At 37.9% G+C, this 13910-nt stretch carries 14 protein-coding genes (1 of these 14 running past the window's edge); 10 read left to right on the forward strand and 4 right to left on the reverse strand.

The annotated features are described in order from the left end of the window. Positions 1 to 176 precede the first annotated feature (176 nt). Positions 177 to 587 (forward strand): DUF1573 domain-containing protein, encoded by a 411-nt coding sequence (locus tag GXP67_RS22455; RefSeq protein WP_162445189.1) that lies wholly within the window; start codon positions 177 to 179, stop codon positions 585 to 587. A gap of 63 nt (positions 588 to 650) precedes the next feature. Here the strand turns inward: GXP67_RS22455 and GXP67_RS22460 are convergent, their stop codons facing one another. After that, on the reverse strand, positions 651 to 1025 hold the full coding sequence (locus tag GXP67_RS22460) for a DUF423 domain-containing protein (RefSeq protein ID WP_162445190.1): 375 nt from the start codon (positions 1023 to 1025) through the stop codon (positions 651 to 653). A 160-nt stretch (positions 1026 to 1185) separates the two neighbouring features. Between GXP67_RS22460 and GXP67_RS22465 the strand changes: the two genes are divergently transcribed. Next, positions 1186 to 1764 carry a Crp/Fnr family transcriptional regulator gene (locus GXP67_RS22465; protein ID WP_162445191.1) on the forward strand — a complete coding sequence of 193 codons (579 nt, stop codon included), beginning with the start codon at positions 1186 to 1188 and terminating at the stop codon, positions 1762 to 1764. Positions 1765 to 1866: 102 nt separating this feature from the next. Beyond that, on the forward strand, positions 1867 to 2400 hold the full coding sequence (locus GXP67_RS22470) for a D-glycero-alpha-D-manno-heptose-1,7-bisphosphate 7-phosphatase (protein ID WP_162445192.1): 534 nt from the start codon (positions 1867 to 1869) through the stop codon (positions 2398 to 2400). Positions 2401 to 2403: 3 nt separating this feature from the next. Here GXP67_RS22470 and GXP67_RS22475 read toward each other — a convergent pair whose 3' ends face one another. Continuing rightward, positions 2404 to 2559 carry a hypothetical protein gene (locus GXP67_RS22475; protein ID WP_162445193.1) on the reverse strand — a complete coding sequence of 52 codons (156 nt, stop codon included), beginning with the start codon at positions 2557 to 2559 and terminating at the stop codon, positions 2404 to 2406. Between the two features lie 175 nt (positions 2560 to 2734). Continuing rightward, positions 2735 to 4129 (reverse strand): type III PLP-dependent enzyme domain-containing protein, encoded by a 1395-nt coding sequence (locus GXP67_RS22480; RefSeq protein ID WP_162448027.1) that lies wholly within the window; start codon positions 4127 to 4129, stop codon positions 2735 to 2737. Between the two features lie 507 nt (positions 4130 to 4636). On the opposite strand from GXP67_RS22480, the gene argS reads away from it, so the two are divergent. From argS to GXP67_RS22500, 4 genes are all read left to right on the forward strand, one after another. After that, on the forward strand, positions 4637 to 6709 hold the full coding sequence (gene argS, locus GXP67_RS22485; RefSeq protein WP_162445194.1) for an arginine--tRNA ligase: 2073 nt from the start codon (positions 4637 to 4639) through the stop codon (positions 6707 to 6709). A gap of 179 nt (positions 6710 to 6888) precedes the next feature. After that, entirely contained in the window at positions 6889 to 7464 is a 576-nt protein-coding gene (locus tag GXP67_RS22490) for a glutathione peroxidase (protein WP_162445195.1), read from the forward strand. Positions 7465 to 7612: 148 nt separating this feature from the next. After that, the gene (locus GXP67_RS22495) at positions 7613 to 8518 is read left to right on the forward strand and encodes a 1,4-dihydroxy-2-naphthoate polyprenyltransferase (RefSeq protein ID WP_162445196.1); all 906 of its coding nucleotides are present in this window, start codon (positions 7613 to 7615) and stop codon (positions 8516 to 8518) included. 39 nt (positions 8519 to 8557) lie between these two features. Beyond that, positions 8558 to 9217: a TetR/AcrR family transcriptional regulator gene (locus GXP67_RS22500; RefSeq protein WP_162445197.1), complete on the forward strand. Its 660-nt coding sequence runs from the start codon at positions 8558 to 8560 to the stop codon at positions 9215 to 9217. A 108-nt stretch (positions 9218 to 9325) separates the two neighbouring features. Here GXP67_RS22500 and GXP67_RS22505 read toward each other — a convergent pair whose 3' ends face one another. Further along, the gene (locus GXP67_RS22505) at positions 9326 to 9856 is read right to left on the reverse strand and encodes a hypothetical protein (protein ID WP_162445198.1); all 531 of its coding nucleotides are present in this window, start codon (positions 9854 to 9856) and stop codon (positions 9326 to 9328) included. 444 nt (positions 9857 to 10300) lie between these two features. Here GXP67_RS22505 and GXP67_RS22510 point away from each other — a divergent pair, with 444 nt between their 5' ends. The 3 genes from GXP67_RS22510 to GXP67_RS22520 form a co-directional block, all read left to right on the forward strand. Further along, on the forward strand, positions 10301 to 12157 hold the full coding sequence (locus GXP67_RS22510) for a M1 family metallopeptidase (RefSeq protein ID WP_317170068.1): 1857 nt from the start codon (positions 10301 to 10303) through the stop codon (positions 12155 to 12157). Between the two features lie 585 nt (positions 12158 to 12742). Next, positions 12743 to 13654: a transporter gene (locus tag GXP67_RS22515; RefSeq protein ID WP_162445200.1), complete on the forward strand. Its 912-nt coding sequence runs from the start codon at positions 12743 to 12745 to the stop codon at positions 13652 to 13654. 109 nt (positions 13655 to 13763) lie between these two features. Then, positions 13764 to 13910 carry the 5' portion of a GAF domain-containing protein gene (locus tag GXP67_RS22520; protein ID WP_162445201.1) on the forward strand. 1401 nt of this gene lie beyond the right edge of the window, so the window shows 147 of its 1548 coding nt (coding positions 1-147); it begins with the start codon at positions 13764 to 13766; its stop codon lies off the right edge, out of view.

A 13910-nucleotide genomic window follows, 5' to 3' on the forward strand; every position in this document is an offset into this window, starting at 1 on the left:
TTGTTACATGTACTTATAAAATATACCAGTGCTAAATATTATAACTCTGCATACATTTAGGTAAGATTTTTGAAATTATTCTATATATCCTTACGTTGTAATGGCAGGGTTATTGCAAAATCCGTTTTTATTAAAAACTTGTATTATCTATATTTGTAACCATTAATTTGATCTCCATGAAAAAACTAACAATTCTGGTATGCAGCCTTTTTATGGCGTTTGCTGCATTTGCACAAAATAATACCCAGGCCAAGGCACCAGCCGCTAAAATTACTTTCGATGAGAAAACACACGATTTTGGCGATATCAAACAAGGCGACAAAGTAGAATTTACATTTAAATTCAAAAATACGGGTACAGAACCTCTGATAATTTCTAATGTACAAACTACTTGCGGTTGTACGGCTACCAACTGGACCAAAGAACCTGTTGCTCCGGGCAAAACTGGTGAAGTTGCCGCTTCTTTTAATAGTGCAGGTAAAATGGGCCAGCAAAATAAAGTGATTTCGGTATATTATAATGGTGGTATGGAAACAGTTTCTATTGTTACCAATGTATTGCCTGCCAAAGCAGACGCTGCTAATTAAAATACTAAATAAAGAATTTCCTCTTTTACATATCAGCCCTTCACAATTGAAGGGCTTTTTGTTTTATACATTTTTAGAAAGACTAATGATGAGCAATATCCAGCCGGCAATCATCAGTACGCCACCAATTGGGGTAACTGCACCCCACCAACGTGTTCCGGTTAAACACAAAATATAGAGCGAGCCTGAAAAAATAAGGGTTCCGGCTAACATCAATTGCCCGGAATAATGCAGAAGTTTAGCGTCTATGCGGAATAAAAGTAATCCTAAAAACAAAAGAGCCAGAGCATGATAAAACTGGTAGCGAACAGCAGTTTCAAAGGTATCTGTCCGTTGGGAAGCCTCCAGTAATCCTTTTAAAGCATGTGCACCAAAAGCGCCAATGGCCACACCCAGGCCACCGAGAATAGCGCCAGAGATCAAGAATAATTTTTGCATGAGAATAAAATTAGAATCTATATAGGCAGATGCCTGTAACAGCGCCTACTTTGTTGAATGCTTTATTATGAGTATGATGTTCAAACTTGCTTATTTTTATTAAGCTTTTAATCGTCTTACATTCATTTTTTGCAATTTAGTATAAAGGTATTTTCCACTTATGTATTCATTTCTCATCCGGCATCTTTCCAGATATATTTCTTTAGAACCTCAGGAAATTACCCTGCTGACAGAGTCATTTAAACTTAAGCATTTAAAAAAGAAAGACTTTTTGCTGCATCAGGGGGAAGTGAGCAGGTTTGAAACGTTTGTAAATAAAGGTTGCCTACGGGCTTTTCATATTACAAATAAGGGCGAAGAACATATTGTACAATTTGCTGTGGAAGACTGGTGGATTGGCGATATGTACAGCTTCCTTACCCAGACACCGGCTATGTACACGATTGAAGCCCTTGAAGATTGTGAATTGTTGCAAATTGACAAAAATGGCCTGGAAGAATTATACCTGAAATTGCCCAAAATGGAGCGCTTTTTCAGAATTATTATTCAAAATGCTTTTGTGGCTTCCCAGAAACGTATTATCTCATCCATGAGCCAGACAGCTGATGAAAGATACCTAGCCTTTATTGAAAAATATCCTGCCATCGAACAACGGATTCCACAATACCAGGTGGCTGCTTATCTTGGTATTACACCTGAGTTTTTAAGCCGCATCCGAAAAAAGTTTGCCAGTAAATAATTGTAGAGCTTTGCAATTCCTTTCTGCCCACTATAATTTGTATACTATGCATTTCCGGGATTTAAACTTTTTGCCCATATTACGGCCTCCAATAAATAGAATATGCCTGTAAACAAATGTGTATTTCTGGACCGGGATGGGGTGTTGAATGAAGAAATTAATGACTATGTGTATTCGCTGGATAAGCTAATTATTCCGAAAGGCATGCCTGAGGCCATTGCTATGCTCAAACAGGCAGGGTATCTACTGGTAGTCGTTACCAATCAGGCCGGAATTGCCAAAGGTTTATATCGTAAACAGGAAGTACAGGCATGCCATCAGAAAATACAGGAAGCTTGCGGACATTTAATAGATGCTTTATACTATTGTCCGTATCATCCTAAATTCGATTCAGAATCCTTATTGCGCAAACCTGGTTCATTGATGCTGGAAAAAGCAGCTGCCAGATTTAATATTGATATTACACTTTCGTGGATGGTGGGTGACAGACAGCGGGATATTGAAGCCGGGCAAAAAGTAGGAGCCGGTACTGTTTTTATTGAAGGGGCTGGTACAGGAGAAACACATACGGCCGATTATGTGGCAAAGGATTTATGGGAAGCAGCACAACTGATTGTAAGCAAACAAAAAAGGTAAGATTTACATCTTACCTTTATCTTGTGAAGTCTTTATGCTGGCGTGCCCTGACGACTGGTCTGTAGGGTTAGCTTTGGAATATACCGGACAAGTATAGTTTCTTCCGCAAGAAGCCAATGCCATAATAGCGACCAGAGACAGGATGTATAGCTTTTTCATAAGATTGTTAGTTAGCTTAGTCATAAACCTGTTTAAATTTAGTAAAAATAATCCTTTATCCTATCACTCACCATTTACCGTGCTTTATATAACGGAAAAAAGGTGTAATGTTTTACAGATAAGCGGTAGAATATTTTAAGAGAGTAGCAATATCTTTTGAATATTGCTACGTTACTTACTGTCTGAATCCAAGAATTTTGAGCATAGATTCACTATCCTGCTCCGGAGCAAATAACCTGGTAATAACCTTGCCAGTTGAATCCCGGTCAATAATTACGTGTTTGGGGGCCGGAATCAGGCAATGCTGAATACCTCCATATCCACCCAATGATTCCTGGTAAGCACCGGTATGGAAAAATCCGATATAGAGTTTTTCGTTTTCTTCTATCACAGGTAAGAATACTTCGGATGTATGCGCCTCGGAGTTATAATAATCCATACTATCGCAGGTAAGTCCGCCCAGGTTCACTTTATGATAAGTATTATCCCAGTTGTTTACAGCCAGCATAATATACTTCTGGTTCATACCCCAGGCATCCGGCAGATGCGTGATGAATGAGCCATCAATCATATACCAAAGCTCTTTGTCGTTTTGCAACTTTTCATCTAAAATAGAGTAGATAACGGCTCCGCTTTCGCCAACGGTATAGCTACCAAACTCTGTGAAGATGTGAGGCACCGGCACCAGATTTTTCTCACAAATCCACTGGATGTTTTCAATCACCTGTTCAACCATGTACTCATAATCATACTCAAAGGTGAGTGAAGTTTTGATCGGGAAACCGCCACCAATATCTATTGTATCCAGTTCCGGACAGATTTTTTTCAGTTCGCAATACTTATATACAAAACGGCTCAGTTCGCTCCAGTAATAGGCACTGTCTTTCATTCCGGTATTAATGAAGAAATGCAGCATTTTGAGCTTATACTTAGGATTATTGGCAATCCGGTTTTTATACAGATCAATTACATCATTATACCGGATACCTAAGCGGGAAGTATAGAACTCAAAGTTAGGCTCCTCATCAGCAGCGATACGGATACCTAACTGCATATTTCCTTCTACTTTTTCATCATAAGCATCTAACTCTCTAAGGTTATCCAGAATCGGAACACAATTGTGGAAGCCATTATTCAGCAGTTCGCTCACATACGTGGTATACAATTCACGTTTGTATCCATTGCAAATAACGTAGGTATCTTTAGAGATTTTGCCTCTTTTGAAAAGCTCATTTACAATCGCAATATCATACGCAGAAGAAGTTTCCAGGTGTATATTGTTTTTTAAGGCTTCTTCCAACACAAACTGAAAATGCGACGACTTGGTACAATAACAGTAGGTATAGGAACCTTTATATCTGAATTTTTTAATAGCGTTATTAAAAATCTCTTTCGCATACTGGATATGCTCACTTATTTTTGGCAGATACGTTAACTTCAAAGGCGTGCCATATTCTTTAATAATATCCATCAGGGGCACTTCATTGAAGTATAGCTCATTATTTACCACCCGGAACTCTTCGGTCGGAAAATCGAACGTTTGCTCAATCAGGTCAATATAGCTCTGCATGGGCGGCCTGGCCGGTTTTTTGGCTTTGATAAAAGTTTCTGGTTTCAATTGAATATCAGATTATTTTAAGGATGCGAAAATGGGATAATTTTGTAATCTTTGCAAAGCTGAATTATGAAAACTGATAGTTTGCAAAGACGTGAGTAAGGAGAAAATCATTAGTATACTCAGAAAAGCGTATTCGTATTTTTACAGAAATTCAGACACGCAAGGGTGGGCAATACAGGCCAAAACTTAATAAAGTGCAGAGGGATAAGTAATTAAAAACGATGCAGAGTATTTTCAATGTATGAATAATAAATGGATTCGGATTCGTTTTTGAAACGCACGTAAAGATAGGATTGTTCCTCCTAAGATTGTTAATTTTTTATGAATTTGCTTAAAAAATAATTGATTTTCTAATATCTATACTAATTTTTTCAATCCATTGATAGTCAGTGAAAAGAAATGTAATTCGCTGAAATTCTATCATAATAACCCATATAAACTAACGACGCTATTCTCTTTATGATTGATATAGAATCTTCACTGCAACAGACCATCGGACAAGGATTTAAAGAACTTTTTGGAACAGAAGTACCCGTTACAGACATTAGCCTGCAGCCTACCCGCAAAGATTTTGAGGGTACTCATACCTTTGTAACATTCCCTTTTGCCAAAGCCGCTAAAAAAAATCCGGCAGAAACTGCCCGTTTGCTGGGAGAATACCTCAAAGAAAAAAGCCATCTGATTAGTTCTTTCAATGTCGTACAAGGTTTTCTTAACTTAAGTATTGCAGATGAAGCCTGGATAGAAGTTTTCAAAAGTATGGCTGCTGATCCGGAATTTGGTATGCAGCCTTCCAATGGCCAAACGGTGATGGTAGAATACTCTTCACCTAATACCAATAAACCGCTGCATCTGGGACATTTACGCAATAACTTTTTAGGCTATTCTGTGGCTCAGATTCTGGAAGCCAACGGATACAAAGTGATAAAAGCAAATCTGGTGAACGACCGGGGCATTCATATTTGTAAATCCATGCTGGCGTACGAAAAATTCGGCAATGGCGAAAACCCCGAATCTTCTGGTCTGAAAGGCGATCATTTAGTTGGAGATTATTATGTGAAGTTTGAAAATGAAAGAAGAAAGCAATGGAATAATATAAAAGAAAAAGCCGAAAGAGAATATAAAAAAATGTATCTTCCTCATAAAGAAAGAGAAAGAAAGCAGATTGATATTATTACTAAAGTGATAATTGATACTTATAAGTCTGACAATGAAAATGCTAAACCAGTATCAATAGATGAATACGATAAATTAATAAGATCATTATTAGAAAAGAAATACAATGATATTATTAGTAATCCAAGTTATATAGGAAACACTTTTGAATCCCTTCTTAAAGATGAGCCACATGTAGAAATTCCTTATGAAGTCAAAGAGTTTCTTAATGAAGAATTTCAAAAATTGATAAATGAAAGTGAAAGATTAGTACCATTAATATATGAAGCGCAGCAAATGCTGGTAAAATGGGAAAAAGGGGATGAAGAAACTGTAGCCTTATGGCGGAAAATGAACGGATGGGTATATGAAGGTTTCGACCAGACTTACAAACGCATGGGCGTGGATTTTGATAAAATGTATTACGAATCCAATACCTATGTGCTGGGAAAAGATATTGTAGAAGAAGGCCTGGCTAAAGGTGTATTCTTTAAAAAAGAAAATGGCTCAGTATGGATAGACCTGACCGCAGAAGGACTGGACGAAAAACTGGTACTACGGGCTGACGGCACATCTGTATATATTACCCAGGATCTGGGAACCGCCGACCTGAAATACAAGGATTTTGGCATGGACAAATCCATTTATGTGGTAGGCAATGAACAGGATTATCATTTTAATGTACTGTTTGCCATTCTGAAAAAATTAGGCAAACACTATGCGGAGGGTTCTTATCACTTATCGTATGGCATGGTAGATTTACCCACCGGCCGTATGAAATCCCGGGAAGGAACCGTAGTTGATGCCGACGATCTAATGGAAGAAATGGTACAAACGGCCACTATCCGTACACAGGAACTGGGTAAAATTGAAGAATTTACAGAAGAAGGAGCCAAAGTATTATATGAAATGCTGGGAATCGGTGCATTAAAGTATTTTCTGCTCAAAGTAGACCCCAGAAAACGTATGCTATTCAATCCAGATGAAGCCATCGAACTACAGGGACACACAGCTACATTTATTCAGTATACGCATGCCCGTATTTCTACCATTTTGCGAAAAAGCGAACAGACGGGTGTTGAAAAGCAATTTAGCAGCTTAACCAGACTACATCCGGTAGAGCGGGATGTAATTGCCTTACTCGCTACTCTTCCTGATAGAATAAAGGAAGCTGGCAATAATTATACACCTTCTGTACTTTCGCAGTATGCGTATGAACTGGCAAAGGAATATAATCGTTTTTTTGCTGAAGTATCTATTTTTAATGCAGATACAGCGGAAGAAAAAAGCTTCCGGGTAGCATTATCTGCACAAGTAGGTAAAACAATTCGCAAGTCGATGAGTTTACTGGGTATCCAGGTGCCGGAGCGGATGTAGAAAGAGTAAATTCGTGAAAGATTCTGGGTTTATTTCTGAACTCTGCGGCTTACTTAGTATATTTAAGTGGAAAATTGAGTGTTCAGAAACCTGGACTTAAAATTGGAGATACTGATGAATAAAAATAAACAATAACCATAAAACTTAGTTAAACACTACATTCTAAACCCTGAACAAATATGAAACTCTTTTCTTTCTCATTTCTGATGCTGATTGCCGGCATTGGTTTATTGTACAAAACTTCTACTACCGATGCCGTAAACATGGGTGAAAAACCAAAACAATCTTTCTACGATTTTAAACTAAACTCTATTGAAGGAAAGCCTATCGATTTTAAAAAGTACAAAGGCAAAAAAGTATTGCTGGTAAATGTGGCTTCTAAATGCGGATTTACACCTCAATATGGCGAACTGGAAGAATTGCACGAAAAATACGGCGATAAACTGGTAATCTTAGGTTTTCCGGCCAATAATTTCAAAGAGCAGGAACCAGGCAGTAACGAAGAAATTGCTGAATTCTGCCAGAAAAATTATGGCGTAAAATTCCAGATGTTTGAGAAAATATCTGTTGTTGGGGAAGACCAGCATCCCTTATACCAGTGGTTATCCAAAAAAGAACTGAATGGCTGGAATGACCAGGCACCTAAATGGAATTTCTCCAAATACCTGATTAATGAAAAAGGCGAATTAGTAAAATTCTTCGAATCTAAAGTGAAACCCACCAGTGAGGAAGTGTTGAGCGCTATTAACAGCTAATCAACATTCTGTTCAATAAAATTTATAAACCCGCAGGCTTTCAAAACTTGCGGGTTTTGTTTAATTATAGATATAGATAGAGCGCAATTTTTGGAAAACTTCTAATTTCGTATTTATAATTTTTGACCAATGACAACTGACTAATGACATGAACCTTAAAGCCTGGCTTTCTGCATTCCGCTTACGAACCTTACCACTAGCTTTATCCAGCATTGGAATGGGCAGCTTTCTGGCTGCTTCCCATCAACAATTTGATCTCAGTATTTTTATCCTTTGTGCCCTCACTACTATATTACTACAAATTCTTTCTAACCTTGCTAATGATTATGGTGATTCGATACATGGAGCCGATAACATAGAAAGACAAGGACCACAACGGGCGGTACAATCCGGGCAGATTTCACGTAGGCAGATGGGAACAGCTATTATTGTTTGTGCCTTGCTGGCGTTTGGCACAGGTATTTATTTGTTGTATGAAGCTTTAAAAGACGCATCCAGAAATACTATTCTGTTATTTTTAGGATTAGGTATTCTTTCCATTATTGCCGCCATCACCTACACAGCAGGAAAAAAACCTTATGGATATGCTGGCCTGGGTGATGTATCGGTATTATTATTTTTTGGCTGGGTGGGCGTAATAGGCACCTTTTATCTCCATACCCAGGAGTACCACTGGCTTACTTTACTACCTGCTACCAGTTGTGGTTTATTTGCAGTCGCTGTTCTAAACATAAATAATATCCGTGATATAGAATCGGATAAAAAGGCTGGTAAACTTTCTATTCCAGTTCGCTTGGGAAAATCCAGAGCTGTATTGTACCATTGGATATTGCTTGCTTTGGGAGTAGCTTGTGCGGTATGGTATGTGGTATTTACTTATAATAACATATTCCAGTTTCTTTTCCTGTTAAGTATACCTTTATTATGGAAAAATGCTAGCGGTGTGTGGCGCAAACACAAAGCCTCAGAACTTGATCCATATCTGAAACAAATGGCACTCACTACCCTATTTTTTATCCTCACTTTTGGAATCGGCCAGCTTGTTCATCTATAGTAACTAGGACAAATGTTCTAAAATGGCTACTTTTATAGGATGAAAACGCGGGATAAAATTTTAGATACATCACTTCATTTATTTAATGTACAAGGTATAGATCCCATAACTGTACGGCATGTAGCCAAAGAAATGGGAATAAGTCATGGAAACTTGTGCTATCATTTTCCCAGGAAGGAAGATATTATCCAGCAACTGTATTTGAATTTAGTAGCAGAATTAGATAGAGAAATCCATCAACTACAAGCACAAACTCCACAACTAGAACTAATTTTAGCTTCTATCAAGACAACGTTTGCCATTCAGTATAAATATAAATTTATCCTTATTGATTTTGTAGCTATTATGCGAAATATTCCGGCTATCCGGACGCATTTTCGGGAGCTGTTTATCCGGCGACAGCAGGAATTTTCTGCGCTAATTCAATATATGATTAAAGCTGGTTATTTTCGGGATGAATACTATACAGGGCAGTATCGGCAATTTATCACCTCATTTTACCTGATCGGTGATTTCTGGATTGCAGAATCAGAAATATTATTTGAGGGAACGGATGCAGCAAAGCTGGAACATTATACCCAATTAGCCTTAAGCCTGGTATTTCCATATCTAACTGATAAAGGGCAGCAGGAATTGCTTTCTGTTACTACTGCAAGTAATAGAGAATCAAACAACAATATTGAAGTAAAAAGGGGCTAAATGCCCCTTTATTTATATGCTTGTATTACATATTTTTAAGTCTTCAACAGCTATGCTTTCAAGCGTCTATCTAACAACCAAAAATGAATAACCAACTACGATTTAGAATTATAACTCATTCACCACACCCTTCTTTAAATCTTTCTTGTGTTTCTCATTCTGCTCTGCAATTTCTTTAGACACAATGGTGAGTTTGCCGTCTTTGGTATTGGCATTCATCTTATAGCTCATATTCACTTTCTTTCCCAGCCAGTGATATTCTTCAATGTAGGTATTTTTTTTCTCACCTTTTCCATATCCTTTTGTCAGCACGTCAAGCAGATCTTTAAAGTTCTGATGACCTTTTGTATCGATATTAATCGATTCCAGCCTGTCATTAAAAAAGCTTGCAGTTATCTTATTAATTTCGCTTTCGCCTACCTCCAAGAATGATTGATCTGTAACGGCATAGATAGCTGTTTTGCCTTTAGCATTAGATTCAATGGGTAATTCAGATAAATATTGTTTTGCATCCTGGTAAGAGGAACCTAAAGTCAGTTCTTTAAAACCATTTTTTTCGTCTAATTTTTTAATGTTTTGTGCAAATACCCATGAGATACTAAATGTGCATAGAGTGAAGAGAAGTACAATTTTTTTCATGTTTTGTAAGAATGATTTTGATTTTACTGAAAGTGGATGATAATGTCTGGCAGTATAATCTTGAGAAAATGCTGTAATCAGAAATGATCTAAGGCGTAAAGCCATTACATAAACAATCCTGAATAAAAATAGGTATAAAAAAACAGGAGTGTCTTCGGAATATACCGCCCAAGAAAAAAGTGAGCTAATGAATATGTAATAAGTGCTATCTGCTTACCAGAATAGGCGAAAGGTTTTCTATTTCTACAGTAAAAATTTGCAGGAGCGGATTATATAGTGCCATACAAACCCATAATCCATATTCTCTTCTTATACACTATTATGGCTGGCGTTTAAAGGATTACATCATTTTTTGCCAAATTTGCATTAAACCACCGTTACATATCTAAACAGTTTCTCATGAATTTTCGATTCCATTATAATTTTGTCATTTTTATAACACTTTTGTTCACGGCATGCCAACAGTCGGCTACTGAGCAAGCAACATCTACCCAACAAACCACGCATAACGATACCTTATCTATGAGCAGCCAGCCCGATGTACATTCATTTGCCCGCCCCAATGAGGCCGTAGTAAAACACCTGTCTCTTGACCTTACTGTTGATTTTAATTCGAAAACTTTGGCTGGAAAGGTTAGTTTAAATATTGATAATAAAACCCAGACTGATACGCTTTACCTGGATACTTATAATCTGACCATCAATAAGGTTACTGCCGGGGCAGAGGAAAAACCAGTTACCTATACCTTAGGCAAGAAAGTAGAACATTTAGGGCAAGCTCTGGCTTTGGTAATAACACCGGAAGTCAAACAAGTACATATTTATTATACAACAAGTCCGCAGGCAGAAGCCCTGCAATGGCTTACGCCTCAACAAACGGCCGGTAAAAAATATCCATTTTTGTTTACACAATCGCAGGCCATACTGGCCCGTACCTGGGTGCCTATTCAGGATAGCCCTGGAATCCGGTTTACATATGATGCGAAAATTAAAGTACCTGCAGAATTATTAGCTCTAATGAGTGCAGATAATCCTACGGTTAAAAATGCAGAAGGAGTGTATACCTTTAAAATGGATAAACCTATTCCGGCCTATTTGCTGGCACTTTCCGTAGGCGATCTGGCTTTTGAATCCTTAGGTCCAAATACAGGCGTTTATGCTGAACCGGCTACCCTAAAAAAATCCGTTTATGAGTTTGCTGACCTTGAAAAAATGCTGGGGGCTGCTGAGAAAATATATGGAAAGTATGCCTGGGGCCGCTATGATCTGCTGGTGCTTCCACCCAGTTTTCCTTTCGGAGGTATGGAGAATCCTAAACTTACCTTTGCTACCCCCACTATTCTGGCAGGCGACCGTTCCCTCATTAGCCTGGTAGCGCACGAACTGGCACATTCATGGTCGGGTAATCTGGTAACCAATCAAACCTGGAACGATTTCTGGCTCAATGAAGGCTTTACGGTATATTTTGAACGGCGGATTATGGAAGAATTATATGGAAAACCTTATGCCGATATGCTGGCGCTTTTAGGCTACCAGGATCTGATGCAAACGGTAGAGGAGTTTGGAAAAGACAGCAAAGATACCCAGCTTAAACTGGAGTTGGCTGGCCGCAATCCCGATGATGGGGTAAGTGATATTGCCTATGAAAAAGGGTTTTCGTTTTTGTTAGTACTGGAAAAAACAGTGGGCCGGGAGAAATGGGATGCTTTTGTAAAAAATTATTTCCAGAAGTTTTCCTTCCAGTCGATGAATACAGAAAACTTCCTCAACTATCTCAAGGCTGAGTTATTTGCTGACAATCCACAGCAATTTGATCAGTTAAATATTCAGGAATGGGTGTATGGACAAGGAATTCCGGCGAATATTGTTAAAATTTCTTCTGAACGGTTTGAGGCTGTAGATACTGCTGTACAACAATGGCAGCAAGGCACACCAGCTGCTCAATTGAAAACAAAGGAATGGAGTTCTCATGAATGGCTACATTTTATTCGTCAACTGCCAGATAGTCTAAATATCAGCCAGATGAGTGAACTCGATAAAGCTTTTTATTTTACAGATTCTGGTAATTCAGAGATTCTGGCCGCCTGGTTTGAACATGCTATTCAAACCCAATATAAACCGGCCTATCCGGCACTCGAAAAATTTCTGATAAGTGTGGGCAGGCGCAAGTTTTTAACGCCGTTATATCAGGCTTTAATTAAAACACCAGAGGGTAAAAAAACAGCCCATCAGATCTATGCAAAGGCACGTCCTAATTACCATTTCGTGGCGGTAAATACACTTGATAGTTTACTCAAATAAACCATCCTGCACATACAGCATTTATTATTTATTACAGAAACAAAACAGCCTTTTCATCTCCAGTGAAAGGGCTGTTTTGTTTCCATCTTTATAAATTCTGTTGCTGCTCATCAAGCTATTACCTGTTATTATGCTATAAATAAGAATGTCAGAAATTGAAGAACAAGCTTATTTTCAACAAGATAAACTTTGTAGTAGCTCTATTTTTCTTATTGCAACCTCATGTTGTATAGAATAAGTATTTACTTTATAAGCCCTTTGAAAACCCAAAAATGCCCTTCTTTTATATATGCAATAATAAATGAACATGCAGGAGTCTGATTTTACAAGACATTATACGACCTACGTAATATTTCTTTTAAACTCTCTCTCAATAGAAATCAAGGAGTACATAACTTTCGGAGATACAATCAATTAGCTTTTCTTCTTTTTAAGTCTTTTCGTTGCCCTAAAACCAAAGCTAAACTACACACTGATTTTTGAGACTAAAACTTGCCTGAAATGGATAAGTCTGATGCCTTATTTCCTACAGGTATCTGTTTATGAAAATAGTTTTAAAGGCTTGGGACACTATATACTTTCACTATGAGAAGAAAATTTACTACCATATCTGCGATTGCTGTAGCTTTTTCGCTGACCTGTTTTTGTGAATTCAGCCTGGCACAAGATAATACGTGGCAGGATAAACCGGCGAAATCGTACAAATCCTATAATTCATTTAAGGCTCCTCTCATTGAAGACAATTCTTTTTTTGTAGAAGAAGCCTTTAATCAGAGTGCAGGCGTGATACAATTTATCTCCACCTGCTATTTTGATAATATTAACAGCCGGAATTTAATCTACAGTTTTACCCAGGAGATTCCCTTACAAGATGTAAAACATCAGATCAGCTATACTATTAATTATATTGCGTTGAATGCGCAATCTCCCGGATTACAAGGCTTAGGGGATTTTATGGTGAATTACCGCTACGAGTTGAAAGGAAAAGACGACTGGGCGCTTATCACACCCAGATTTTCTCTTATTATTCCCACAGGTGATTTCCGGAAAGGCTTTGGTTCGGGTGCCTGGGGCGGACAATTTAATCTGCCAATTACCAAAATGGTGAGCAATAGGCTGGTTTTTCATTATAATACTGGTTTTACTTTTCTGAAAGATGCCCAGTTTGCCCTGTCTGATGCAACCAGTGAAAATGAAGTTAAACACAAACATCTGACAGGTATAAACCTGGGAGCCAGTATGATTTGGATGCCTGCCGATAAACTGAATCTGATGCTAGAATACGTGTCCAATATAAATGATTCATTTAATGAAACAGGGCAGGTCAACAAAGGCCATCAACTGGTTCTAAATCCGGGACTACGTTATGCGTTCGACATAGGAAAGTGCCAGATTGTTCCTGGAATCAGTATTCCGGTAGCTATCGAAAAAAATACCCGGCAGCCAGGCGCATTCATTTACTTATCCATTGAACCTAATTATAACATCAAGAAATAAACAAATTACCTAAGGTGAGGGAGATTTTCGTGGTTAAGTGAAAGGTAAATTAGTAGAAATAACAATAATTAACTTCTCAACTAAGCTGGGAGAGCTACAAGATTTATCTATGAAAACAAAACTGTCTATCATTATACCGGGCATAGTACTTCTGGCCGGTGGTCTTATTATTATTCTAATTAAGTATACGCAATCTGAAACGACAGCTTCTTATAATAAGAATCAGCCTTTAATTCAGGTGAGCGACAACCTGAAA

This window comes from Rhodocytophaga rosea, assembly GCF_010119975.1.
Classification (GTDB): domain Bacteria; phylum Bacteroidota; class Bacteroidia; order Cytophagales; family 172606-1; genus Rhodocytophaga; species Rhodocytophaga rosea.

Coding starts and splice junctions, on each gene's coding strand:
- GXP67_RS22455 (WP_162445189.1), top strand. CDS start 177: ATGAAAAAACTAACAATTCTGGTATGCAGCCTTTTTATGGCGTTTGCT.
- GXP67_RS22515 (WP_162445200.1), top strand. CDS start 12,743: ATGAGAAGAAAATTTACTACCATATCTGCGATTGCTGTAGCTTTTTCG.
- GXP67_RS22460 (WP_162445190.1), bottom strand. CDS start 1,025: ATGCAAAAATTATTCTTGATCTCTGGCGCTATTCTCGGTGGCCTGGGT.
- argS (WP_162445194.1), top strand. CDS start 4,637: ATGATTGATATAGAATCTTCACTGCAACAGACCATCGGACAAGGATTT.
- GXP67_RS22490 (WP_162445195.1), top strand. CDS start 6,889: ATGAAACTCTTTTCTTTCTCATTTCTGATGCTGATTGCCGGCATTGGT.
- GXP67_RS22505 (WP_162445198.1), bottom strand. CDS start 9,856: ATGAAAAAAATTGTACTTCTCTTCACTCTATGCACATTTAGTATCTCA.
- GXP67_RS22470 (WP_162445192.1), top strand. CDS start 1,867: ATGCCTGTAAACAAATGTGTATTTCTGGACCGGGATGGGGTGTTGAAT.
- GXP67_RS22480 (WP_162448027.1), bottom strand. CDS start 4,129: ATGCAGAGCTATATTGACCTGATTGAGCAAACGTTCGATTTTCCGACC.
- GXP67_RS22500 (WP_162445197.1), top strand. CDS start 8,558: ATGAAAACGCGGGATAAAATTTTAGATACATCACTTCATTTATTTAAT.
- GXP67_RS22465 (WP_162445191.1), top strand. CDS start 1,186: ATGTATTCATTTCTCATCCGGCATCTTTCCAGATATATTTCTTTAGAA.
- GXP67_RS22475 (WP_162445193.1), bottom strand. CDS start 2,559: ATGAAAAAGCTATACATCCTGTCTCTGGTCGCTATTATGGCATTGGCT.
- GXP67_RS22495 (WP_162445196.1), top strand. CDS start 7,613: ATGAACCTTAAAGCCTGGCTTTCTGCATTCCGCTTACGAACCTTACCA.